The 25445-nt window shown below is 41.9% G+C and carries 15 protein-coding genes and 1 pseudogene; 12 read left to right on the forward strand and 4 right to left on the reverse strand.

Going from position 1 to position 25445, the window contains the following annotated elements; translation table 11 throughout:
• Positions 1-16 precede the first annotated feature (16 nt).
• The gene (locus DDV96_RS09735) at positions 17-817 is read right to left on the reverse strand and encodes a THC0290_0291 family protein (RefSeq protein WP_165805998.1); all 801 of its coding nucleotides are present in this window, start codon (positions 815-817) and stop codon (positions 17-19) included.
• A 238-nt stretch (positions 818-1055) separates the two neighbouring features.
• Between DDV96_RS09735 and gdhA the strand changes: the two genes are divergently transcribed.
• From gdhA to recO, 3 genes are all read left to right on the forward strand, one after another.
• Positions 1056-2399 (forward strand): NADP-specific glutamate dehydrogenase, encoded by a 1344-nt coding sequence (gdhA, locus tag DDV96_RS09740; protein WP_116694586.1) that lies wholly within the window; start codon positions 1056-1058, stop codon positions 2397-2399.
• 131 nt (positions 2400-2530) lie between these two features.
• Entirely contained in the window at positions 2531-4828 is a 2298-nt protein-coding gene (gene porZ / locus DDV96_RS09745; protein WP_116694587.1) for a type IX secretion system anionic LPS delivery protein PorZ, read from the forward strand.
• Positions 4828-5547 carry a DNA repair protein RecO gene (recO, locus tag DDV96_RS09750; protein WP_116694588.1) on the forward strand — a complete coding sequence of 240 codons (720 nt, stop codon included), beginning with the start codon at positions 4828-4830 and terminating at the stop codon, positions 5545-5547. Before porZ ends, recO begins: the two co-directional genes overlap by 1 nt.
• Positions 5548-5618: 71 nt before the next feature.
• On the opposite strand, the gene DDV96_RS09755 is transcribed toward recO, so the two are convergent.
• Positions 5619-7841, reverse strand: coding sequence for a TonB-dependent receptor (locus tag DDV96_RS09755; RefSeq protein WP_116694589.1), 2223 nt, complete (start codon positions 7839-7841; stop codon positions 5619-5621).
• Between the two features lie 85 nt (positions 7842-7926).
• A complete protein-coding gene (locus tag DDV96_RS09760) occupies positions 7927-8346 on the reverse strand; it encodes a hypothetical protein (protein ID WP_116694590.1) in 420 nt (139 codons plus the stop codon).
• 134 nt (positions 8347-8480) lie between these two features.
• Here DDV96_RS09760 and uvrC point away from each other — a divergent pair.
• The 8 genes and pseudogenes from uvrC to DDV96_RS09805 form a co-directional block, all read left to right on the forward strand.
• Positions 8481-10280, forward strand: a pseudogene (gene uvrC, locus DDV96_RS09765) (excinuclease ABC subunit UvrC); the annotation flags it as partial.
• Between the two features lie 334 nt (positions 10281-10614).
• Complete coding sequence (locus DDV96_RS09770) at positions 10615-12849, forward strand: patatin-like phospholipase family protein (protein WP_116694592.1); 2235 nt, start codon at positions 10615-10617, stop codon at positions 12847-12849.
• 61 nt (positions 12850-12910) lie between these two features.
• Complete coding sequence (locus DDV96_RS09775; protein WP_116694593.1) at positions 12911-14083, forward strand: homogentisate 1,2-dioxygenase; 1173 nt, start codon at positions 12911-12913, stop codon at positions 14081-14083.
• 113 nt (positions 14084-14196) lie between these two features.
• A complete protein-coding gene (gene hppD / locus DDV96_RS09780; RefSeq protein ID WP_116694594.1) occupies positions 14197-15357 on the forward strand; it encodes a 4-hydroxyphenylpyruvate dioxygenase in 1161 nt (386 codons plus the stop codon).
• Between the two features lie 100 nt (positions 15358-15457).
• Positions 15458-16228: a DUF3108 domain-containing protein gene (locus tag DDV96_RS09785; RefSeq protein WP_116694595.1), complete on the forward strand. Its 771-nt coding sequence runs from the start codon at positions 15458-15460 to the stop codon at positions 16226-16228.
• Positions 16229-16506: 278 nt separating this feature from the next.
• Positions 16507-17733, forward strand: coding sequence for a peptidoglycan DD-metalloendopeptidase family protein (locus DDV96_RS09795; RefSeq protein ID WP_116694597.1), 1227 nt, complete (start codon positions 16507-16509; stop codon positions 17731-17733).
• Positions 17734-17920: 187 nt separating this feature from the next.
• Positions 17921-20689, forward strand: coding sequence for a TonB-dependent receptor (locus DDV96_RS09800; RefSeq protein ID WP_116694598.1), 2769 nt, complete (start codon positions 17921-17923; stop codon positions 20687-20689).
• 104 nt (positions 20690-20793) lie between these two features.
• Positions 20794-21234 (forward strand): COX15/CtaA family protein, encoded by a 441-nt coding sequence (locus DDV96_RS09805; RefSeq protein WP_116694599.1) that lies wholly within the window; start codon positions 20794-20796, stop codon positions 21232-21234.
• Between the two features lie 237 nt (positions 21235-21471).
• On the opposite strand, the gene DDV96_RS09810 is transcribed toward DDV96_RS09805, so the two are convergent.
• Positions 21472-22530 carry an endonuclease/exonuclease/phosphatase family protein gene (locus DDV96_RS09810; protein WP_116694600.1) on the reverse strand — a complete coding sequence of 353 codons (1059 nt, stop codon included), beginning with the start codon at positions 22528-22530 and terminating at the stop codon, positions 21472-21474.
• Positions 22531-22664: 134 nt separating this feature from the next.
• Here DDV96_RS09810 and DDV96_RS09815 point away from each other — a divergent pair, with 134 nt between their 5' ends.
• Positions 22665-25418 carry a carboxypeptidase-like regulatory domain-containing protein gene (locus DDV96_RS09815; protein ID WP_116694601.1) on the forward strand — a complete coding sequence of 918 codons (2754 nt, stop codon included), beginning with the start codon at positions 22665-22667 and terminating at the stop codon, positions 25416-25418.
• Positions 25419-25445 lie beyond the last annotated feature (27 nt).

Raw genomic sequence — 25445 nt, forward strand, 5'->3', positions numbered from 1 at the left:
GAAATTTTAAAAAGGGTTAATCCAAATAATAGATGTACCCAATGTTTATCCAGTAAATCCAGTCGTTGCTTTTATTTTCGGGTACCTGGCGCACTTCGTTTTGGTCAATGCCGGGATTAAGGCCATCTACCCAATCACTGAAATAGTACTGCCAACGGCTGTCGAGCATCAAGTCGCTCAACGGGCTCAATTTGTACCTTACCCCAACGCTTCCCACCACCGAAAAAGTGGAAGCTGCCTCTTGCTGAAAAGCATTGATGTATTTAACCGGTGTGGAAACAGGATCGTTCAAAGGTCCTAAACTGGATGTCGCTTCTGGGTTGAAATTTACATAATGCACGCCCAAGCTTACAAAAGGGGCAAGTTTAAATCCCCCAGCGGCAAAATCCCGTATGCTCAGTGGGAAATATTCAAGCTGCGAGCCAATATCAAAAACCGTTGTTGAACCTTTCATTGCGCGTAATTGCTGTGCAAATTCCGAATTGTCGTCGGGATCTACCCAACGGCCCATATGTTCCAAGTTGGTTTTGTGGTAATCTATTTCGTTGCGTATTTTAAAATGGTCGTTAAAATAGGTATCGCGGCTGTAACAATTACAGTCTGCTCTGTAAGAAAAGTTAATGTAATGTATTAAACCAATGCCAAAACCAACATTTCCTACATTGGTTTCAAAGTCGTTCCGTTGCCCATAATCGGAATAAAATGTAACGGGACCGGTAATTACACCTATTTCGTGAGAGAAGCCAAACTGGCTCAAAACATCCTGCTTAACAGAAATAAAGAGTAAAAATACCAACAGTAGGTTTCTGGTATTCATATGTCGATTGGGTTTGGTTTGAATGGTAACAAATATATAAAAACATATCTAACAGTGAAATATAATGTAGATATTTAGCTTATTTATAAAAAATTAACCTCCTTTTTTCTTATTACGTTTATATTTGTGAATAGATAACGTAAACTTATATTCTAAAGTATTCTTTAGAACCAATTAATTGCAAACAGGTTCCTTATCCTGTCAATACCATAAGGCACAACACAAAACCAGTTATACGATGAAACAAAGCATTCAGGATTTCATTTCTAAAGTTGAAGCGTCCAATCCCAATGAACCCGAATTTTTACAAGCGGTGACCGAAGTAGCCGAAACAGTGATTCCCTTCATTGAAAAAAATGAAAAATACCAAAACAAAATGCTACTGGAACGTATGGTCGAGCCAGAACGCACCATTCTTTTCAGGGTCCCGTGGGTGGACGACAACGGCGACATACACGTTAACAAAGGCTATAGGGTAGAGTTCAACTCGGCCATAGGCCCTTATAAGGGTGGTTTGCGCTTTCATCCTTCGGTAAATTTGAGCATCTTGAAATTTCTGGGTTTTGAGCAAGTGTTCAAAAACAGCTTGACCACGCTCCCTTTGGGCGGAGGGAAAGGCGGGTCCAATTTCAATCCAAAAGGAAAAAGCGATAATGAGATTATGAATTTCTGCCAAAGTTTTATGACGGAACTTGCCAAGCACATTGGCCCCAATACCGATGTCCCGGCAGGCGATATTGGCGTGGGTTCCCGCGAAATAGGCTTTATGTACGGTCAGTATAAGAGGCTCCGCAATGAATTTACAGGGGTGTTGACGGGCAAGGGCCTATCCTATGGAGGCTCTTTAATTAGACCGGAAGCCACAGGCTATGGGAATGTTTATTTTGCAAAAAACATGCTCGAAACCCAAGGCAAATCCTTTAAGGATAAAACAGTGGTACTATCTGGATCAGGAAACGTAGCACAATATGCCGCCCAAAAAACCATGCAATTTGGCGGTAAAGTGGTGACGTTTTCAGATTCTTCGGGTTTTATTTACGATGCTGAAGGAATAGACGAAGAAAAACTGGCCTTTGTCATGGAACTTAAAAACGAAAAACGCGGTCGCATTAAAGAATATGTAGAAAAATATGCTGCGGCCGAATATTACGAAGGAAAACGCCCTTGGGGAGTAAGTTGCGACATTGCTTTGCCGTGCGCCACCCAAAACGAATTGAACGCCGAAGAAGCCAAAACATTGGTCGATAACGGCTGTATTTGTGTGGGTGAGGGTGCCAATATGCCCTGTACGCCCGAAGCCATCGAGGTGTTTCAAAAAGCCAAGATACTGTTCTCGCCCGGAAAAGCCTCAAATGCCGGTGGCGTGGCAACCTCTGGTCTGGAAATGTCCCAAAACTCCTTGCGCTTAAGTTGGACAGAGGAAAAAGTGGACGAAAAACTGCACGGTATTATGAACGATATCCACGCTGCCTGCGTAAAATATGGAAAAGAAAGCGATGGATACGTAGATTACGTAAAAGGAGCCAATATTGCCGGATTTGTAAAAGTGGCCGATGCCATGATGGCTCAAGGTGTGGTTTAAAATAGCCATGAACACTCTTTAAATTATGCAAAGTAATGGGTAATGCCTTACTCTGTCTTTCCCTTTTTTCATTGAAATCCTGCAATAAATAGTATTTTAGCGTGTTATATTTTCTGAACAAAGCATCCCTTATGAAGTATGTTGTAACCACTGTTTTGGTTTTCTTTGCCCTTTGCAGCCGTGCCCAAACTTTTGAAGATTCCTGGACCGGGTATTTTTCATATACCGAAATCAAGGATATTTCCCAAGGGGATGATAAAATCTATGCGGCTTCAGAAAATGCGGTGTTCACTTACGATTTAAGCACCAACGAGCTACAGACTATTTCTACCATTGAAGGTCTTTCCGGAGAGTTTATTTCAACCATCCATTACAGCGAAAACCACAACCTATTGGTAATAGGATACCAAACAGGATTGATTGAGATTGTTCGTGAAGATGAAGACAAAGTGCTTACGGTGGTGGACATACTGGACAAACAGGTAATCCCGCCCAACCAGAAAAACATCAATCACTTTGATGAATATGAAGACCTGCTCTACATCGCAACCGAATATGGAATTTCCGTCTATAATTTGGCGACTTTGGAGTTTGGTGACACCTATTTTATAGGCAATGGCGGTTCGCAGATCAATATTACCCAAACCGAAATAGCCGAGCCATATATTTTTGCGGCAACAGCTTCCAACGGGATAAAAAGGGCTTTGCTGGAAAGCGATAACTTAATCGATTTTCAACAATGGACCACCGTACAAAACGGAAATTTTAAAGGCATTCAAAAATTGGGCACGGAACTTTACGTTGCCAATACCGCAAACACGGTTTTTAAACTGAATCCCAACGGTGGGATTACAACAGCCGGAAATTTTGGCAGTATGGTCGATTTCCAGGCCTTCAACGACGTATTGACCATCGCCACTTCAACTGCTATTTACGCGTACACCGAAGGGTTTCAGCAACAGGCATCGGTAACATCGGTGCCGGGGTTTGATTACCAATTGCTTTCTGGGTATGCCTTTAACGATATATTTTATATGGGGACAAAAGAAGATGGTATTTTGGCCGTTCCCTTCGCCAGCAACCAAGCCGAACAGATTTTGCCCGACGGCCCATTGTTCAATCAAAGTTTCAGCATCGATGCCTCTCCCGGTCAACTTTGGGTGAATTATGGCGAAATTACCGTTACCTTTAATCCATTTCCCCGTACATTTAGAGGCATTAGCAACTTAAGGGAAGGTACGTGGACCAATATTCCCTACGAGGACCTTGTTGCAAAATTTGGCAAAGACGTTAACGATTTGGTACAGGTAGAGATCAATCCGAATAATTTTGAAGAAGTGTTCATGACTTCTTTTGAAAGAGGACTCTTGCAAATAGAAAACCAACAACCTGTTGCGCTATACGATGAAACCAACAGCCCGTTGGAAATCGTTACCCTATCCAATGGCGACCTAGCCAACATCCGGCTGTTCGGGATGGATTATGACAACCAAGGCAATTTGTGGTTTACCCAGTCGCTCATCGACAACGGATTGATAAAACGCACCCCAGAAGGGCAGTTTCAACGAGTGGACGTGAGCTCTATCATTAACATAAACAGTCAATTGGCGTTGACCGATGTAAAAACCACCTCCCAAGGCTATGTGTTTTTCGGCAGTGCCTCCAGCGGATTGTTAGGCTACGACCCCAGCCGAAACAAGTTTAACAAGATAACCGAAGGCGAAGGCAACGGCAATTTGCCCAGCATATCGGTACGGGCTTTGGCAGTAGATAAGCAAAACAGGCTTTGGATAGGCACTTACGAAGGGCTTAGGGTGCTTTTCAACACTGGCAGTTTTTTTGAAGAAGATGCAAATGTGGAGGCCCGGGCAATAATCATTGTGGAAGACGGAGTGCCTCAAGAACTTCTTTTTGAACAAGCCATTACCCAAATCGTGGTCGATGGCTCCAACAACAAATGGATAGCAACGGGTAACTCGGGTGTTTTTTATGTGTCGTCCAACGGGCAGGAAACCCTCTTGCGTTTTACCAAAGACAACTCGCCCTTGCCCTCCAACAACATACAGGATATCGCCGTTGACAACTTTAGTGGGGAGGTATATTTTGCCACCAACAAAGGGTTGGTGTCGTACAATGGTACAGCCACGGCACCCCGTGAAAACTTGGACGAAGTTTATGCTTTTCCCAATCCCGTGCGACCAGGATTTAGTGGAAATGTTACCATCGATGGGCTTACGGCCAATGCAAACGTAAAAATTACCGATATCGAAGGCAACCTCGTTTTTGAAGAGACCAGCGAAGGCGGCAGCGTACTTTGGGACACCACGGCTTTTGGAAAATATAAAGTCGCTTCTGGGGTTTATTTGGTTTTGATAAGCACCGACGATGCCCTAGAAACCAAAGTAGCGAAAATCATGATCGTAAGGTAATGCTCGTTGCCACGAAAGCCCTCGTTATTTCTTCGTTGCGGTATTCCGAAGCCGATTTGATCGTGAGCTGTTATACCGAAACCGATGGCATGAAAAGCTACATGCTGCGAAATATTCTAAAATCTAAAAAAGGGAAGCTCCGCACCTCCTTGTTTCAACCTTTAACCCAGCTCGAGATGGTCGCCAATCACAAAAACAAAGGCGCGTTGGAATATGTTAGGGAAGCGAAAATCATCCATCCCTACCAAAGTCTGCACAGCGACGTGTACAAATCTTCGTTAGTGCTGTTTCTTTCTGAAATTTTAAAAAACACCATAAAAGAAGAAGAGGCCAATGCGCAACTGTTTCGGTTTTTAACGTATTCATTTCAGTGGTTGGATATTCATGAAACCTATGCCGATTTCCACATTCTATTCCTTCTTAAATTGTCTCGTTACTTAGGGTTTTATCCCGATGCGTCGCATGAGGAGCGACCATATTTTAATTTACAGGAGGGGACATTTCAAAATCATTTTGACAACCACTTTTCAGCAGAGGGAGATGAGGTAGAAGCCTTGAAGCGTTTTTTCAATAAAGATTTCAATAATTTAACTGAAATTAGACTCCCCAAAAAAACACGTACCGCAACATTGAATTTAATGCTTACCTATTACCAATACCATTCCCAAGGGTTTAAAACGCCTAAATCGTTGGCGGTATTACAGCAGCTTTTTAATTGATTAAAGGCGGAAATATTTAAACTTCACAGGTTTTGAAAACCTGTGAAGTTTGTTTATGCATGCAAAAATGGTTAGAAATTAACAGTAACTTTCCCGCGAATAAAAAAGGGTGTTCCCGGCGTAAAATGGATTTCCTCCACAGGTTCCACCTCATTGAACAACCGGCTTTCGGTAGCGAATTGCGTTTCGTTCCATTCGGTATCGAACAGGTTTTCGATAATTACCCCAAAAACCAGGTTTTTATAGGTGTAATTTATGTTGAAATCGGTTACAAAATAGCCTTCTGCAACGATACTGTTGTCTTCGTTTGCCGGACGGTCTTTAATGTAGCGGTAATTCAAGCCTCCGGAAAAATCGCCAATGTTGTCAAAAGCAATTCCTCCTGTTGAAGTTAAATCGGGCGCCAACGGTATATAATCTTCGCCTTCAGGTGCTTCCGTGCTTCTGGCGTAGGTGTAATTTACATCGCCAAAAAGGTACATCCAGTCGGTCGCTTCATAACGAAGTCCAAAATCAACGCCCATTCTTCGGGTTTTTCCACTGGGTTCCACAATCGCTGCATCGCCCACGTACACAAATTCTTGGTCTAAAAATAACGTCCAAAGCGCAGTGTTCACTATTAAATTGTCTGTCACCTTGTAGATTGCGCCTAAATCTGCTCCGTAAGCTGCGGGAAGGATGTCCTCACCGCTGTTTGCTGTTACCACACGGCTGTCGTTGGAGTGAAACCCAATCCCGGTTTTTGCGAACAATTGCAGTTGTCGGGTAGGGCTGTACACAAAGTTCAGCTTAGGGCTGGCAAATAGGTTGCTTTCACTTTTGTTGTCATAGGTTTCCGTCAAGAAATTTTCATAATCAAACTTAAAGTAATCCAAACGCAAGGCAGGATTGATTTTGAAATCACCAAAATCAAATTCGGTATTTACAAAACCGAAGGCGTTTATTTGATCTACATTTCCGAAGGCCAAACGCTCCAAGAGTTCGTCGCGGTTTTTGGTTCTGGAAAGTTGCACATCGTTCACATCGTCATAACGCACGCCACCACCGGCCGTGTATTCAAAATCGAAGGTATTGGCTTCCATTTTCTCTGTGTAGGCCGTTTTAAACCCGAACAGGTTCCGGTCTTCTTGTTGCATAATCTGGTCGGCATTTATCGGGTCTTCCAAAAAGAAGGTAAAGTTGGAGTACAGCTCAAAATCGTAATGTGTAACGTAAGCGGTGCTCTTCAGTTTTTGCGTTGGCGAGAGTATTTTGGTATGATTCAATATCAAGTTGGTACGGCTGGTATTGCCGCCCTCGGTATCGTCTATTGAGCCAAAACGGTCAATTAAGCCCGCATCCACGGCACGCTGCGGTATTTGCCCAGAGGCATCCCATTTGCTTTGCAGGTGCGAGGCACTTACCGATACGTGCTGATCTCCCGGAAGTTGAAAATTGAACTTCCCCATCACATTGTAGCGATTAAAATTCTGAGGCGATTCGTAAGGCCCGTCAAATGTGTTTAAAGAAGCCGCGATGTAAGCGTTGCTTTTTTCGGTTTCCAGCACCTTGAACATCCCAACGGTCCTAAACGAGCTGAAATCGCCATATTCCACCGAAATAGAACTGTTTTCCAAACGATCCTTGGTTTTAAAGTCCACATAGCCAGCCGTGGTAAAATCACCCTGCTCGGCATAATATGGGCCTTTTCCAAACTCGATGTTCTCAATGGTTTCCGGGATTAAAAAGTGCAGGTCGCTATAGCCTTGACCGTGGGCGTGCGACACCATATTGACGGGCATGCCATCTACCGAAAGGCTGATGTCGGTCCCGTGGTCAATATCGAAGCCGCGCAAAAAAATCTGTTCGGCTTTTCCGCCACCGGCGTGCTGGCCAATGATGAGCCCTGGGACCTTCCGCAGGATTTCTTGTGACGATTTTACGGGGTCGGTTTCCAAGTCCACATCTGCCATTTGGTTCAGGGCGTTCACTTGGGGCGTAATAACAATCTGCCCTAAACTTACCGAGGTTTCCTGCAAGGTAATGGTGATTTTTTCAGTAAAACTTTCAGCAGTAACGGGAATGATAGCGTTTTTATACCCCAAATGTGAAATATAAAGCATGTCGCCTTCCGTATTGCCGTTCAAGGTGAAATTTCCTTGGATATCGGTATGCGTATGCGTATTCGAATTTTTGTTGAAAACGTAAACATCTTCAAGCGGGGTGTTTTTTTGGGTAACTATTTTGCCGGTAATGCTTTGCGATTGCGCAACAACAGCGCATAATAGTAGTGCCCATAATAAAATAGGTTTCATAAATTTTAAGATTTTTGAATAAATAGTTGGTTTCAGACCTGCCCGATAGTAGGCGGGGTATTTTTCCTGAAACTTGAAAAACGGATTATGAAACCGGTGTTTTGGGAGGAGGTGTCTGTACGGAAAGCGGTGTGGAATAGGTTCCGTAGCGATACATAAAAATATGATTGATGCTCGTTGGAATTTCAGGTTTCAGCGTCAGGTATTCTTGCGTAAGGTGTTTGTCGTATTTAATTTCCTGAAACAGCACGTCTTGTTCGGTAGGGCTGTCTTTTGTAGAGAACAATTCAGAAAAAAAAGAAATCAGTTTATGTTCGTGGGTGTGGTCCCTTCCCAATTGGTGGTCTAAATCATGGTGGTGGTCGGCACTGGTGTTGGTTAGTGCATGTGATAATCTGTGAAAACCCTCGGACAACGACCGCTGCAAAGGGACCATAAGGTACAAAACAGCCAGCGATAGAATAAACCGCTTTTTTAAAACCGAAAGAAAGGCCGTGTTGAACATAGGGAAACGTTGGTTACAATAAAATACGTAAAGAAACGGAAGAATGGTTTTTTAAACCGGCCTGTTTAACCCTTTCTTAACAAAATTTCGTAGGTTGTAGGAAAGGGAAACAACAAAATACCTTATATCTTTGGTTTATGGCAGAAGCTTCGGTACAGTTACAGATTTCTACGCTCCCCAATTCGCCCGGGGTGTACCAATACTATGATAAAAATGAAAAATTGCTGTATGTAGGAAAGGCTAAAAACCTAAAAAAACGGGTGGCTTCCTATTTTACCAAACAACACGATAATGCCCGCATCCGGCTATTGGTAAAAAAAATAAAGACCGTTAAGCACATTGTGGTCGCCACCGAAACCGATGCACTGTTGCTGGAAAACAACCTCATTAAAAAATACCAGCCGCGCTATAATGTGCTGTTAAAAGACGATAAATCGTACCCGTGGATATGTATTAAAAACGAACGGTTTCCACGGGTATTTTCAACGCGGCGGTTGATAAAAGACGGCTCGGAATACTTTGGGCCATACACCAGTATGAAAACCGTACATACGTTGCTAGATTTAATTCGTGGATTGTATCAATTGCGTACGTGTAACTATGACCTAGCGGAAGAAAAAATACGCAACGACAAGTACAAAGTGTGCTTAGAATATCATTTGGGCAACTGTTTGGGCCCTTGCGAAGGCAAACAAACTGAAGCCGATTATAACGAAAACATTGAAGCGATTCGGAACATCATTAAAGGAAACTTTAAAGACTCGCTCAATCAGTTTAAAAACCAAATGAAACAATATGCGGCCGATTTAAAGTTTGAAGACGCCCAACGGGTAAAGGAAAAAATCGACGTGTTGGAAAACTACCAGGCAAAAAGTACGGTAGTAAATCCGAAAATCAATAATGTGGATGTGTTTTCCATTGTTTCAGATGAAAGTTATGGGTATGTTAATTTCCTTCAAATTTCCTTCGGAAGCATCATTCGTTCGCATACGTTGGAAATAAAAAAGAAACTGGACGAAAGCGATAAAGAGTTGTTAACGCTGGCGGTAATTGAATTGCGGCAACGGTTCAATTCGCAATCTAAAGAGCTGTATTTACCGTTTAAAATTGAAACCGAAGAAGGATTGAAAGTTCATATACCCAAAGCCGGCGATAAAAAGAAAATTCTCGACCTATCACTTCGCAACGCCAAATATTACCGGATGGAGCGGTTTAAACAAGCAAAAATAGTCGATCCCAACCGCCATGAAAACCGCATTATGGCACAGATGAAAAAAGACCTTCGGTTATCTGAAGAACCGCGGCACATAGAATGTTTTGACAACAGTAACATTCAAGGCACCAACCCGGTGGCCGCTTGCGTGGTGTTTAAAAACGGAAAACCCAGCAAGAAGGACTACCGTAAATTTAACATTAAAACCGTGGAAGGCCCGGACGATTTTGCCTCTATGGAAGAAGTGGTGTATCGAAGGTACAAAAGACTGAAAGAAGAGGAGCAACCTTTGCCGCAACTCATCATCATAGATGGAGGGAAGGGGCAGTTGTCTTCAGCTTTAAAAAGTCTCGAAAAACTGGACTTACGCGGCAAAATTGCCATTATTGGTATTGCAAAACGGCTGGAAGAACTGTTTTATCCCGATGATCCCATCCCGTTGTATTTGGACAAGAAAAGTGAAACCCTAAAAATAATCCAGCAATTGCGCAATGAAGCCCACCGGTTTGGCATTACCTTTCATCGCGATAAGCGAAGCAAAGAAGCCTTGGGGACAGTATTGGAAACCATTCCCGGCATTGGCGAAAAAACCGTTATTCAATTATTGAAACAATTTAAAAGCACCAAACGCATTAAAAAAGCCAGTTTTGACGAGTTGGCAGATGTAATAGGCACAAGCCGGGCGAAGAAAATAGTGACGCATTTACAAGAAGCAGAATGAAACTAATATAGAAGAAACTTTATTCCCTCTTTGAAGGGGGTTAGGGGGATGTTCAAAGAAGAATTTAGAAGGTATGGATTTTAATAAAAAACCAAATTAACGATGTTTGAGCCTGTCTGCCGTTCTTTAGGCAGGTGAGATTACAGACCTCATAGCGACTGTGATTTTGTATCGAAAACAAAGTGGAATGAAAAAAGCAATAAAAAATATAAACCTTCGCAGTGATTTAACCGAAATCACAGCAATGTTAGACGGATTGTACAAATCACAGCTAAAAAATTGATATATTCAATATTCATAAACTCATCGACTATTTCAAACTCATCAACATAAATTGAAAAACCTAATCTACATACTAACCCTGCTTCTTGTAACTTCAGCCTTTTCCCAAAACAAAGAACAAGAAGACTTGAAAGTCGGTCTTGTGCTCAGTGGTGGTGGCGCCAAAGGCTTGGCGCACATTGGAGCGTTGAAAGTAATTGAAGAAGCCGGTATTAGGGTAGATTATATTGGCGGCACCAGTATGGGAGCGATTATAGGCGCTTTATACGCCTCGGGTTACTCAGCAAAACAGTTGGATTCCATTTTTAATCAAGTTGAATTCAACAGTCTTATTCAAGATGATATCCCCCGCAGTTCCAAGACATTTTACGAAAAAGACGAATCGGAGAAATACGCCATTAGTTTACCGTTCGATGATTTTAAGGTGGGGTTTCCTTCGGGGCTTTCAAAAGGACAAAATGTATATAACTTATTGTCAAAACTAACCTTGCATGTGAGCGATATTGAAGATTTCAGCAAGCTTCCCATTCCTTTTTTCTGTGTTGCCACCGATGTGGAAACAGGAAAGGAAGTGATTTTGGACAAGGGTTATCTGCCTCGGGCCATTACTGCCAGTGGAGCCTTGCCATCGTTGTTTTCGCCAGTGGTAATCAACGATACGGTTTTGGTGGACGGTGGTGTAGTCAACAATTACCCAGTGGACGAAGTACGAAACAAAGGCGTTGATGTGGTAATAGGCGTAGATGTACAGGACAGCTTAAAGACCCGGAAAAAACTGAAATCGGCCTTTGATGTTTTGGTACAGATAAACAACTATCGCACCATTGAGGATATGGCCAAAAAAAGCAAGCGCACCGATATTTACATCAATCCCGACATCAAAGATTTCTCAGTGGTTTCGTTCAATGAAGGAAAAAAAATAATTGAGGCAGGCGAAGAGGAAGCGAACGAGCTAAGAAACCGCTTGGACAGTGTGGCCGCACGCCAAAAGCGACATAAAAGAAAGGAAGTGGATTTTTTCAGAAAAGATGCCATCTTTATCCAGTCAGTCGCTATCAATGGCAACGAAAATTATACCCGGGCGTACGTGTTGGGAAAACTGAAATTGAAAGTTCCTTCAAAAGTAACTTATGAACGTTTTAACGAAGGGGTGAATAACCTATCGGCAACGGGCAATTTTCAGGATATTAACTACCGGTTGGAAAAAAATGAGGAAAACACCTATGATTTGGTGTTCAATTTGCGGGAAAACGATTCGAAAATGCTGATGCGTCTGGGCGCGCATTACGACGATCTGTACGGTACCGCCGCCTTGATGAACGTAACCCGAAAGCGGCTGTTTACCAACAACGACATTGCGGCCTTCGATTTTATTGTGGGCGATAATTTACGGTACAATTTCAATTACTACATCGACAAGGGGTTTTATTGGAGCATTGGGTTCAACTCACGGTATCACTTTTTTGATAAAGATGTGGATATTGAATTTCTGTCCCCAGAATTACCTCCTGACCAAAATCCGCAACTAAACAAACTGGAACTGAAATACGGTGACTTCACCAATACAATTTACTTGGAAACCCTTTTTAGGAGAACCTTTTTATTGGGCGCGGGGATAGAACAAAAATGGCTGCGTTACCTTTCAGAAACCATTGGGATCGACGAAGACGGCGTGCCGCGAACGGTTTTTGAAAACACCAATTACGTTAGCACCTACGGTTATTTGCGTTATGACACCTTCGACAACAGTTTTTTTCCTAAAAATGGCGTGTTCTTCGATGGCGATTTTCACCTCTACCTCTTTGCCGAAGGGGATAACGAGAATTTTAAAAACTTTTCGATAGCCCAAGCCAAGGTAGGCTATGCCCATTCTTTTTCAACAAAATTTTCCGCAGTGATATCCACTGAGGGAGGGTTTAAAATTGGCGACAAAAACACCCATTCGTTGGACTTTTTCTTGGGCGGCTACGGTTATAAACCCATTAACAATATAAAACCATTTTATGGCTACGAAGGGTTGAGCCTGCGGGGCGATACGTACCTAAAATCCACCTTGACCTTCGATTATGAAATTTTCAGGAAAAACCACATCAATATAGCTGCCAATATTGCCAACGTGGGTGATGACCTTTTTACCCAAGGCAAATGGATAGATGGTATCGATTACAGTGGCTTTGCACTGGGTTATGGCATGGAAACGTTTCTCGGTCCCCTTGAAGTAAAATGGGCTTTTTCTCCAGAACGGGACGAAAGCGAATGGCATATTTCTGCGGGGTTTAGGTTTTAGCATAACCTTAAACCAAAAACCATGAATTTTTTCCGATATTTGTGTGCAAAACAAGCATATTATGCCATTCTATCATAAATTAGGAAAAATACCCCACAAGCGTCATACACAATTCCGCAAACCGGACGGCAGTCTGTATGCCGAGCAACTGTTTGGCACCATTGGTTTTGACGGCATGTACACCAACAGTTACCACGAACACCGCCCCACCCAAGTAAAGGAAATCAATAAACAATACAGCGTTGCCCCAAAAATTGCAAAACAGAACAATTTACAATCCTATAAGTTTAAAGGCCTCGACATACAACCTGAAAAAGACTATCTCGAAAGCCGCAAAACGGTATTAACCAACAGCGATTGCAGCATCATTCTCGCTGCGCCGCAAGAATCGCAAAAGGAGTATTTCTATAAAAACACCGATGCCGACGAGCTGATTTTCATTCACAAAGGCAGCGGAAAGTTACGAACCCACCTTGGAAACCTCGATTTTGAATATGGCGATTACTTGTTGGTGCCCCGCGGAATTATCTATAAAATGGATTTTGACACCAAAGACAATAGGTTGTTTATTGTAGAATCACGTCGTCCTATCTATACGCCAAAACGCTACCGCAACTGGTTTGGGCAATTATTGGAACATTCCCCGTATTGTGAACGCGATTTACGAAGGCCCCAAGAATTGGAAACCCACGACGAAAAAGGCGACTTTTTAATTAAAGTAAAAAAACAGGACGATATTTTTGAAATGACCTACGCCACCCACCCGTTTGATGTGGTAGGCTACGATGGGTATAATTACCCATATGCATTTTCCATTCACGATTTTGAACCCATTACAGGCCGCATACACCAACCGCCACCGGTACACCAAACTTTTGAAACCGATGCCTTTGTAGTATGTAGTTTTGTGCCACGGCTGTACGATTACCATCCAGAATCCATCCCGGCACCTTATAATCATAGCAATATTGACAGCGATGAGGTGTTATATTACGTAGATGGCGATTTCATGAGTCGAAACGATATTGATGCAGGTTACATATCATTGCACCCAGCGGGAATCCCCCACGGGCCGCATCCTGGAGCAACCGAGCGCAGTATCGGTAAAGTGAAAACCGATGAACTGGCCGTCATGGTCGATACCTTTAAACCGCTTCAGGTAACCGAAGACGCTTTAAAACTGGCCGATGGAACCTATTATCAATCTTGGTTAGAAGACCAACAAAAACATTAATTCTGTGAGAAAATTAGCAATTTCAGCTCAAATGCGAGCTATGTGGTAATTATTGAAGTTAAAACCTTAATCAATTACAATAAAACATAACCACATATAAAAAATATATCAAAATGAGTAAAGCAATAAAATCAGTCAATTACGGATTGGAAAAAATATTTGAAGGAGCACAAGACTTCCTTCCCCTATTAGGAACGGACTATGTGGAATTTTACGTAGGCAACGCCAAACAAGCGGCCCATTATTATAAATCGGCCTTCGGTTTTCAATCGTATGCCTACAAAGGCTTGGAAACAGGCAGCAAGAACAGCGTGTCGTACGTGCTTAAGCAGGACAAGATACGCTTGGTGTTGACCACGCCCTTAAGTTCCAAAAACCCTATAAACGACCATATTGTAAAACATGGCGATGGAGTAAAAGTGATTGCCCTTTGGGTAGAAGATGCCCGAAAAGCTTTTGAAGAAACCACCAAGCGTGGGGCAAAACCATTTATGGAGCCTACTGTTGAAGAGGATGAGCACGGCGAAATAGTTCGAGCAGGAATATATACCTACGGCGAAACCGTCCATATGTTCGTGGAGCGCAAAAACTACAACGGAACGTTTATGCCCGGCTTCAGGAAATGGAATCCAGAATACAGCCCAGAGCCAGTGGGCCTAAAATATATAGACCATATGGTTGGCAACGTAGGCTGGAACGAGATGAACACTTGGGTAAAATGGTACGAAGACGTCATGGGCTTCGTTAACTTCCTCTCGTTCGACGATAAACAAATACATACTGAATATTCGGCCTTGATGAGCAAGGTAATGAGCAACGGAAACGGAAGGATAAAATTTCCTATTAATGAACCAGCCGAAGGAAAGAAAAAATCGCAAATAGAAGAATACTTAGACTTTTATGAAGGTCCAGGAGTGCAGCACATTGCCGTAGCCACCGATGATATTATTTCAACAGTGTCAAAATTGCGCGAGCGTGGGGTCGAGTTCCTATCCACTCCTCCCGAAGAGTATTACAAAGCCGTACCCGCACGGTTGCAAAAATTTGAACATGAGCTAAAAGAAGATATCGATAGGTTAATGAAACTGGGTATCATGATCGATGCCGACGAAGAAGGCTATCTACTGCAAATTTTTACCAAACCTGTAGAAGACAGGCCTACATTGTTTTTCGAAATCATCCAGCGTATGGGTGCGAGAGGCTTTGGGGCAGGTAATTTTAAAGCCTTGTTTCAGGCCATAGAGCGCGAACAAGAATCCAGAGGCACATTGTAAAACCATGTAACATATATCAAACTCCATCGTTTCAAATGATGGAGTTTGTTTTTTTTGGAATAGAACTTGCAAAGGTTTTTATAGATTAAAACCCCAAATAATGAAACACTTAATTTTCCTCCTGTTTTTATGTACATCTTTTATGCTGTCTGCACAAAAAAAAGCCTATGGCAATGGCGAGTGGTTTAAATTCAGGGTGCATTACGGGTTTGTCACCGCAGGGTATGCAACTCTCGAGGTTGACCACGCAGTTTTGGATGGCAAACAGGTGCATCATGTAAAAGGGGAAGGCCGTACCGTGGGGCTTTCAAAATTGTTTTTCAATGTAGAAGATTATTATCAGTCTTATATTGACACAGAAAAAGATATTCCGTACCGTTTTATACGTAAAATCAATGAAGGTGGCCATACCAAGGACATTCAGATAGATTTTGACCATTCCACCGGAATTGCCCTGGTTAACAACAAAAAGCACAACAAAAAAGAAGCAGTGTCATTCCCAACAGATGCCCAGGATATGGTATCGGCTTTTTATTATCTGCGGAATAACCTGGATGTTTCCAAAATAAGAAAAGGTGAAACCATTGATATGAACATGTTTTTCGATAAGGAAAACTATAAATTCCGGTTGAAATTTCTGGGAAGGGAAATACTGGATACCAAATTTGGGCGGGTGCCTTGTTTAAAGTTTCGGCCTTATGTACAAGCTGGGCGTGTTTTCAAAGAAAAGGAAAGCTTGACCGTTTGGGTGACCGATGATGACAACAAAATGCCTATGCTCATTAAAGCAGATTTGGCGGTAGGTTCTCTAAAAGCTTCTCTTTCAGAATTCAAAGGGCTGCAACATTCGTTTAAAGTCTTGATGGATTAATGTTTGCTACGTTAATCTAGAAATAAAATTGGTTTGGTATAAGATTTTTAAAAGTTTTACGTTAACGCACTAAAAGAAATACGGATAAAAAATAAGCTTCCTTATCTTAACCAACACCTCTGTTTGTGTTATTTCTGTTAAAATAAGCCTGTTAACTTGTTTTTTTGAGAATTTAATTTCTAAAAGTTCTTTTTTTTCGTAATATTGAAACCAAATTAAAGCCCACTGTTTTGTCCCAAAAAAAGCAGTGTATGTAACCCCCAATAAAGCTACGAACATTGAAAAAAATACTTGTAATATGCTTGCCCGTCTTGCTTTTTATAGCTTGCAATTCTGGCAATAAAGACTTAGCCGAAGTTGTTGAAATAGAAACTGCCCCCGTACTCGTTAAAGAATACGGTTATATTTTAAATGATTACAATATAGTGAGGGACACTATTCGTCCAGGCGATACTTTTGGTGACATCCTTGATGCTCACGGAGTTTCGCAAGATAAAATTTTTAAGGTCGCCACGAAGTTCAGGGACAGTTTCGATGTTCGTAAAATGGTGGTAGGCAAGCCTTATGTTTTGCTAAACTCTAAAGATTCCTTAAACAGCACCCAGGTTTTTATTTACGAGAACAATAAAGTGGACTATTCGGTAGTCGATTTCAGGGATGAAATGACCAGTTATACAGGGGAAAGACCTGTAACCTATGTTGAAAAATCCGCCGGTGGCATCATTGAAAGCTCCTTGTCGCAGACCATGGAAGATCAAGAGTTGAGTCCGTATATGACCGACAGACTTTCCAATATCTATGCGTGGACCGTTAACTTTTTTCACCTTCAAAAAGGCGATCGCTTTAAGGTTATCTATACCGAAAAATATATCAACGATAGCATTCCAGCCGGTCTGGGCGAAATAAAAGCCGCTTATTTTGAACACCGCGGCACTCCGTTGTACGCTTTTAATTACGAAACGAAATTGGACAGCACCAGCGTAATGGATTTTTATGATGAAAACGCAGACAACTTGCGTCGCGCTTTCTTAAAGGCCCCGGTGAAATTCAGTAGGATTTCATCAAGGTACAATCTTAACCGAAGAATTGCGTATTATGGTTACAAATTACGCCCACATAAAGGGACCGATTTTGCAGCACCGTTGGGCACCCCTATTTTGGCCACCGCAGATGGTACGGTAATCAAATCTGAATACCGCGGCGGTAATGGCAACTACGTAAAAATTCGCCATAACAGCACTTATGATACCCAGTACCTGCACATGAAAAAACGAAACGTACGCGTGGGCGATTATGTGCGCCAAGGCGATGTAATAGGTTGGATTGGGATGACGGGGAACACTGGAGGCCCGCACGTGTGCTATCGTTTTTGGAAAAACGGCAAACAAGTAGATCCTTTTAAACAGGATTTACCCATGTCCAAACCCTTGGATGAGCAATACAAAGAAGAATACCTATCTTATATGACGCCTTTAAAGGCGCAATTGGATTGTATTGAATATTAAATTTCACAATTTTTTTCATTGTTGAAAACTTTGTTGTTAACTAACACACAGAAGTTCAAATCCTTAACGATTTCATTGTATTTTTATTGAAGTTAATTTTGTTAGCATTTTCTTAACCTTTGTATTCGATAAAAGGAAAAAGGAGGTGTATATTTGCAGAAATTTTTAAAAAACAAACTTCATTACAATGAAAAATCTATTTTTATTTACTTTCCTTTTGATAGGCTTTGCTGCCTTTTCGCAAGGGACTATTACCGGAAAAGTATTGGATGGAAATACCAATGAGCCGCTATTGGGCGCCAATGTTGTTGAAACCAACACCAACAATGGGACAACTACCGATTTTGACGGTAACTTCTCGTTGAGCGTTTCAGCAAACTCTGGAAGCGTGAACATTACGTATGTAGGGTACGATACGCAAAATATTTCGTACACCTTGAGCAATGGCACGGCTAACCTTAAAACGATTGTTTTAATGCCTGATGACAACGCACTCTCTGAAGTGGTGATTACTGCTGCCGGAGTTTTGGACATCGCAAAGGACCGAAAAACGCCTGTTGCTGTTTCCACCATTGGTGCAGAACAAATTCAAGAAAAATTAGGCTCTCAAGAGTTTCCTGAAATTTTAAGCAACACACCGTCTATATACGCCACCAAACAAGGAGGTGGATTTGGAGACGCTCGTATCAACATTCGTGGTTTTGACACACAAAACTCAGCGGTGATGATCAATGGGGTTCCGGTGAACGACATGGAAAATGGAAGCGTGTACTGGAGTAACTGGGCCGGATTGTCCGATGTTGCTTCGGCCATACAGGTACAACGTGGTTTAGGATCTTCAAAACTGGCCATTTCTTCGGTTGGAGGGACCATTAACGTGCTTACCAAATCTGCAGACCGTATGGAAGGCGGTTTCTTCTCAGGTTCTGTAGGGAACAATAATTATATAAAAAATGTAGCGTCGTACTCAACCGGTTTGAGCGAAAGTGGTTGGTCTGGTTCGTTTCTTTTCAGTAGAACAGCTGGTGACGGCTACATCAACGGTGGTAAATTTGAAGGCTACAACTATTTCGCCGCAATAGGCTATAAACCTTCCAATAACCATGCTTTGGAGTTTACCGTAACAGGAGCACCACAGTGGCACCACCAACGGTCTAGAGGTATTTCAATTGAAAACTACCTTAAATATGGAAATAATGGTGAGCCTAACATTAAATATAACGACCAATGGGGGTATAAAAATGGAAAAGAGTATTCCTTCAGAAGAAACTTCTATCACAAACCAGTGCTTAGCTTAACTTGGGATTGGGACATTAGCGAAGCAACCAAGTTAAACACCACAACCTACGCTTCTTTTGGCCGTGGCGGTGGAACCGGGGAAATAGGTGAAATAAACGGTAGAAGACAATTTCAATTGCCAACTACCGATAGGGGATTGATTCGTGTAGATGACATCGTACGCTACAACAGCGGTGGTTTTGTGCCTGACTTCAATGACCAGACAAGGGATAAAATAGATGGGCTGTATTTAAACAATAGCGACAAGAACGACAATGAAGAAAACACTAACGGAATAACCCGTAGGGCTTCCATAAACTCCCACAACTGGTACGGGATCATTGCTAACTTAAATACCGAACTGAACGAAAACCTTGTCTTAGATTTTGGTATCGATCTTAGAAATTATACTGGGTTCCACTACCGCAGGGTAAACGATCTTTTAGGCGGTGATGCGTACCAGCAGACCGATGACAGAAACAACCCGTTGGGCGAAGGCGAAACAAACATTTTTTACGAAACCTACGATGCCAACCAACCGTGGTGGGTATTTGGCGATATTGATGATGAAGAAAAAATAGATTACTACAACGTAGGTTATGTTAACTGGGCCGGTGTTTTTGGTCAGTTAGAATACACCATTGGAGACGACATCACGACCTTTGTTCAAGGATCTTTGGCCAACCAAGGATTTGCCCGGAAAGAATTTTTTGGCGAAACACCTCCAGAAAAAACCGACTACGAAAACATTTTGGGCGGAAACATTAAAGGGGGAATCAACTGGAACATAGATGAAAACCACAATGTGTTCGCAAATGGAGGTTATTACTCCAAGCAACCCTTGTTTGATGCTGTGTTCATTAACTTCTCCAATACCGTGAACCCAGATTTACAGAACGAAAAAGTAATTGGTATCGAAGCTGGATATGGCTTTAGAAGCAGAAAACTTAGAGCAAATGTAAATGTGTATCGTACCAGTTGGGCAGATAGGTTTGAGTCAGTCTCTGTTGACGTGACAGATGAAATAAGAGGAAATGCTAATCTCTATGGTATTACGCAGGTGCATATGGGGGTTGAAGCAGATTTCCGCTATAAATTGGCAAATTTCGTAACCTTGAGAGGAATGCTTTCGGTAGGCGATTGGACCTATCAAGACGATGTAACCGCTGCTTTATTTGATAATGATCAAGAGCCAATTATCGTTGACGGTCAACCACAAGTAACAACATTGGAGTTAGATGGTGTAAAAGTGGGCGATGCCGCTCAATTTACAGCCTCGCTTGGTGGTGATTTCCATATTTTGGATAACTTAAGCATAGATGCCAACTATAGATTTCACGACAATCTATATGCAGATTTTGAAGCTACATCCGTAGGACCTAAAGGAGCTTTGCAATTGCCTTCATACGGGTTGTTGGATGCAGGACTGTCTTTCGACTTTCCTTTCTTAAACGACGAACGCGTAGAGTTTAGGTTAAATATCAACAACGTGTTGGACGAAACCTATATTTCGGAATCTGATACCAATGTATTTGCAGATGATTTGATAAACTCAAGGGATCCTTCTCAGGGAACGTATGCAAGCAATGGAAAGCTATATGATGGCGTAGCAGATGGTAACCGTGTTTATTTCGGTTTTGGAAGAACATGGAATGCAAGCATTCGCTTTAACTTCTAAACCGCAAGGTTAAATTAAAAAGTCAAAAAAACCGCTTCAAAAATTTTGGAGCGGTTTTTTTATGGAATAATCGCTACCTTTGGCTTTCTAAAAAAAATGAAACTATGTACACTACTGTTCAGTTTGTCCATTCGTATTGGGCGTATCTTGTTTTAATTGTCCTTTTGGTGGCAACAGTCAATGCCTTAATTGGTTTTTTTGCCAATAAAGAATACAGTCCTCGAGATTTCAGGATCGCATTGTTTGCCTTGATCGTAACCCATATTCAGTTATTGATTGGCATCATCCTTTATTTTGTATCGCCTTTGGGCTTGCAATCCTTGACAAGCAGCGGTATGGGTACGGTCATGAAAGATTCTATGTTGCGTTTGTATGCTGTGGAACATCCGCTTATGATGATTCTTACCGTGGTTTTCGTAACAATAGGCTATTCCAAACATAAAAAGAAATTAGTTTCCAAGCCAAAATTCAAGATGTTGGCCATCTTTTATACCATTGGCTTAATTTTAATGTTAAGCCGCATTCCTTGGAGCCAGTGGTTTTAAAATAGACATTTCTATCCCGAACCTTCGGGAGAGAAATAACAATCTGCTTGTCCCGTTAAGTACTTAAAGCCTGTTCACTTTAAAGAAAATCGATTAGGCAATCCTATATTGTTCAACACAATATACTTATAGGTACGTCCGCCATATATTTTTCTGTAAGGCGGGAAACTGTCAGACAGGGTTTAAAAATCCCGAGAGACAATGTAAACACGGATTACAGCGCACTAACTACTGATTTTACTGATTTGAAACCTCTTTAATCAAATACACAAACACGGGGAAATGGTCGCTGTAACCGCCCGTAAACCCACCTACAAAACTACGGTAGGGATAGCCTTTATAGCGTCCACGCGGCGTTGCCAAATAGCTTTTGTTGAATACTCCGGCCTTGTAAAATCGATAAGAGGAGTATTCTTTTTTCAGGAATTCTTGCGAGAGAATCATTTGGTCAAATAAATTCCAGCTGTCCCTCCAGGCCAAGGTCCCTATGCCTTTGTTGTGCATGGCTTCCATAGGGTTGTACAGTTCTTTCAGTTTAACATCTTCCCTGTCTTCCTTTGCTTTTAATATTTCTTTTACGCTCGGGCTGGTGGGGTCGTCGTTAAAATCGCCCATGGTGATTATTTTTGCATACGGGTCCTCACTGAATAGCGAGTCGATAATCTGTTTGTTCAATTTTGCGGCTTTCATCCGTTTGGAACGGCTCCGGGCTTCCCCGCCACTTCGCGAAGGCCAGTGGTTCACGATAAAGTGCATTTTTTCGCCATCGAGCATTCCGCTCACCAAAAGCTGGTCTCTAGTATAAATACGTTTTGTACGGTCGTTGTTGTAGTATATTAAAAGTGGGTGCGCTTTGTAATTGGTTGGGGTAAATAGCTTTTTTTGATACAAGAGCGCTACATCGATTCCGCGCCTGTCTGGCGAATCGAACTGTACAATGCCATAATCTTTGTGCAACAAAGGTTCTTGGTTCAGCAGGTCTTCCAATACTTTTCTATTCTCAATTTCTGAAACCCCTACAATAGCAGGACTGGTACCGGTAACGTCTTTTCCTATTTCAGAAATCACTTTCGCCATATTGGCAAGTTTTTGTTTATAGACATCTTCCCTAAGGTCTTCACCCATTTCCATTATGGGGCTGGCTTCATCGTTTATGGTCGTGTCGTCCACTGGGTCGTACAGATTTTCCAGGTTATAGAATGCAATGGTATTTACTTTGTACTTTTTTTCTTCTTGTGCCCAAATGTTAAGTGCTGAAAACGTAAAGATTACGAGCAGGTAATGCTTGAATTTCATAGGAATAAATAAATTGTGTTTATGTAAATTTTTAATACAAATTCGAAGCCAAAAGTAGGTATTTCATTTAAAAAATGTAGTTTTGCTCGCAATAATATCATTAATTTAATTTTTTTAAACTAACTAACAACAGGATGAAACAGTTCATTATAACTTTATGGATTGGGTTGTTGGCCAGCTTTTCTTTAATGGCCCAAGACGCAATTGTAAAGGGAAGGGTTGTAGATACAAACTCCAGTGAGCCAATACCGGACGTGGAGGTAAGCATTCAATCCAGCAATTTCAGTGCTGAAACCACTGCTAAAGGAACCTTCAACATTGCCGCAAGCGATTTACCAGAAGGTGAACAAATACTTTTAGTGGCAAAGTCTGGTTACATTAACCAACAAATACCTATTAGCATTCAAAACGGAAAGACCGTAAACTTAGATCCCATTTTGCTCGAAGTGGACCTTACGGCAGTAGAAGCCGAAATAGGTATCATTAGCCTTTCAGACAACGAGCTGGACCAAGACGATGGCACCTCGTTCAACATTTCGGGGCTGTTGCAGGCATCCAGGGACGTGTTTCTCAATGCAGCTGCGTTCGATTTTAGTGCGACGTTTTTCCGTCCAAGGGGATTGGACAACGAAAACGGAAAAGTGCTCATTAACGGTATTGAAATGAACAAACAATACAACGGCCGGCCACAATGGAGCAATTGGGGCGGGCTCAACGATGTACAGCGAAACCGGGAGTTTTCTATGGGCATCGAAGCCAACGACTATCAATTTGGCGACCTAGCGGGTACAACCAATATTGTTATGCGTGCCTCACAATATCGTAAAGGCGGTCGTGTATCATACGCCATGGCAAACAGAAGTTATGTGGGCCGTGTAATGGGTTCATACAACAGCGGACTGTTGGAAAACGGTTGGTCTTATTCAGTATTGGCCTCAAGGCGTTTTGGGGACGAAGGCTTTAGGGAAGGAACCTTATATGATGCCAATTCGTTTTTTGGTTCAGTAGAAAAACAACTGGGGGATGACCACAGCTTAAACCTTACTGCGTTCTATACACCCAACCGAAGAGGAAAATCTTCAGCCAACACTCAAGAAGTGTACGATTTAAAAGGAATCGATTACAATTCATACTGGGGAAAACAAGATGGCGAGATACGAAACTCAAGAATTAAAGAAGTGGTAGAACCAGTGATTATGCTGAACCATTATTGGGATATTTCAGATAAAACAAGATTGAACACCAATGTTGGCTATCAATTTGGTAAAATGGGCAATAGCCGTTTAGGGTATGATAATGCACCTAACCCAGATCCTTCTTACTACCAAAAACTACCAAGTTATTTCTTGGCAGATCCTACCGGCCCTAACTTGGCAGGGGCCTATACCGCAATGACCAATTTTGTTGAAGACGGACAGATTGACTGGCAGGATATTTATGAAACCAATATTTTTTACGGCGGAACATCCCGTTATTATTTATATGAAGATAGGGTTGACGACAACCAGTTAATGGCCAATACCATTTTTAGCTCGATAATAAACGACAATATTACGCTAAATGCTTCCGTGAATTACAGAAACCTTAACTCTAAGAATTTTGCCAATATGATCGACCTATTGGGTGGTAACGGATACCTTGATGTGGACACCTTTAATACAGGTGATGAAGCACAGAGCGACCTGGACAACCCAAACCGAATTGTAGGCGAAGACGACACCTTTAAGTATAATTATGAGATAGACGCTTCTGTGTACAACGGGTTTGCACAGGCCCAGTTTAAATACAGCAGCGTAGATTTTTACTTAGCAGGAAAAATAGGACAAACCAGCTATCAAAGAACCGGGTTGTACCGAAACGGAAACTTTCCGGACAATTCAAAAGGGAAAAGCGAAAAACTGAATTTTACCACCTACGGCGCAAAAGGAGGGTTGACCTATAAAATCACAGGACGTCATTATTTAGGCGTAAATGGAGCCTATTTCGCAGATGCGCCCACCATTCGGAATTCATTTAGTAACTCACGACAAAACAACAACACGGTCACAGGGTTGACCGAAGAAAAAAGTGTGAGTGTTGATGGTAGCTACATTTACCGTTCACCCATCGTAAAAGCACGGCTCACCGGTTATTACACTAAAATTCAAGATGCGACCGATATTTCCTTTTATTACGCAGATGGAATTTCGGGGATTGGCCGTAACGTAACAACTGCTTTTGTGCAAGAGGTGCTAACAGGTCTCGACAAACGGCATGTAGGTGCCGAATTGGGCATTGAAGCACAGGTAACCCCAACCATTAAGTTAAAAGGTGCCGCTGCCTATGGACAATTTACCTATGACAACAACCCGAATTTATACCTAACATCAGATGATTTTGATGAAGAATTGAATTTTGGTGAAGCCTATTTAAAAGATTATAAAATTGCCGGTGGGCCGCAACAAGCCTATCAAATAGGATTTGAATACCGGGACCCCGATTTTTGGTGGTTTGGTGTTACTTCAAACTATTTTTCAAATGCATATATAGACATTTCACCGCTCACCAGAACCGAAAATTTCTATTTAGACACCGATGGGATTCCATTTAACGACTACGATCCAGAATTGGCAAGGGATTTATTAAAGCAAGAAAAATTCGATGATTATATCCTTGTAAATGCCGTGGGTGGAAAATCCTGGAAAATCGACGATTATTATGTTGGGTTTTTTGCCACCGTAAATAATATCTTCGATAAAGAATATAAAACAGGAGGGTTTGAACAAAGCCGAAGCGCCAACTTCCAAACGTTATCTGAAGACACCGCAAACGACAAACGGGTGTTTGGCCCTAAATACTGGTATGGATACGGCACTACCTATTACTTAAATGTATATTTTAGATTTTAAAACCGAAAAAAAGAAAGCAATAAAACT

The organism is Marixanthomonas spongiae, assembly GCF_003095375.1.
In the GTDB taxonomy this organism is placed as follows: domain Bacteria; phylum Bacteroidota; class Bacteroidia; order Flavobacteriales; family Flavobacteriaceae; genus Marixanthomonas; species Marixanthomonas spongiae.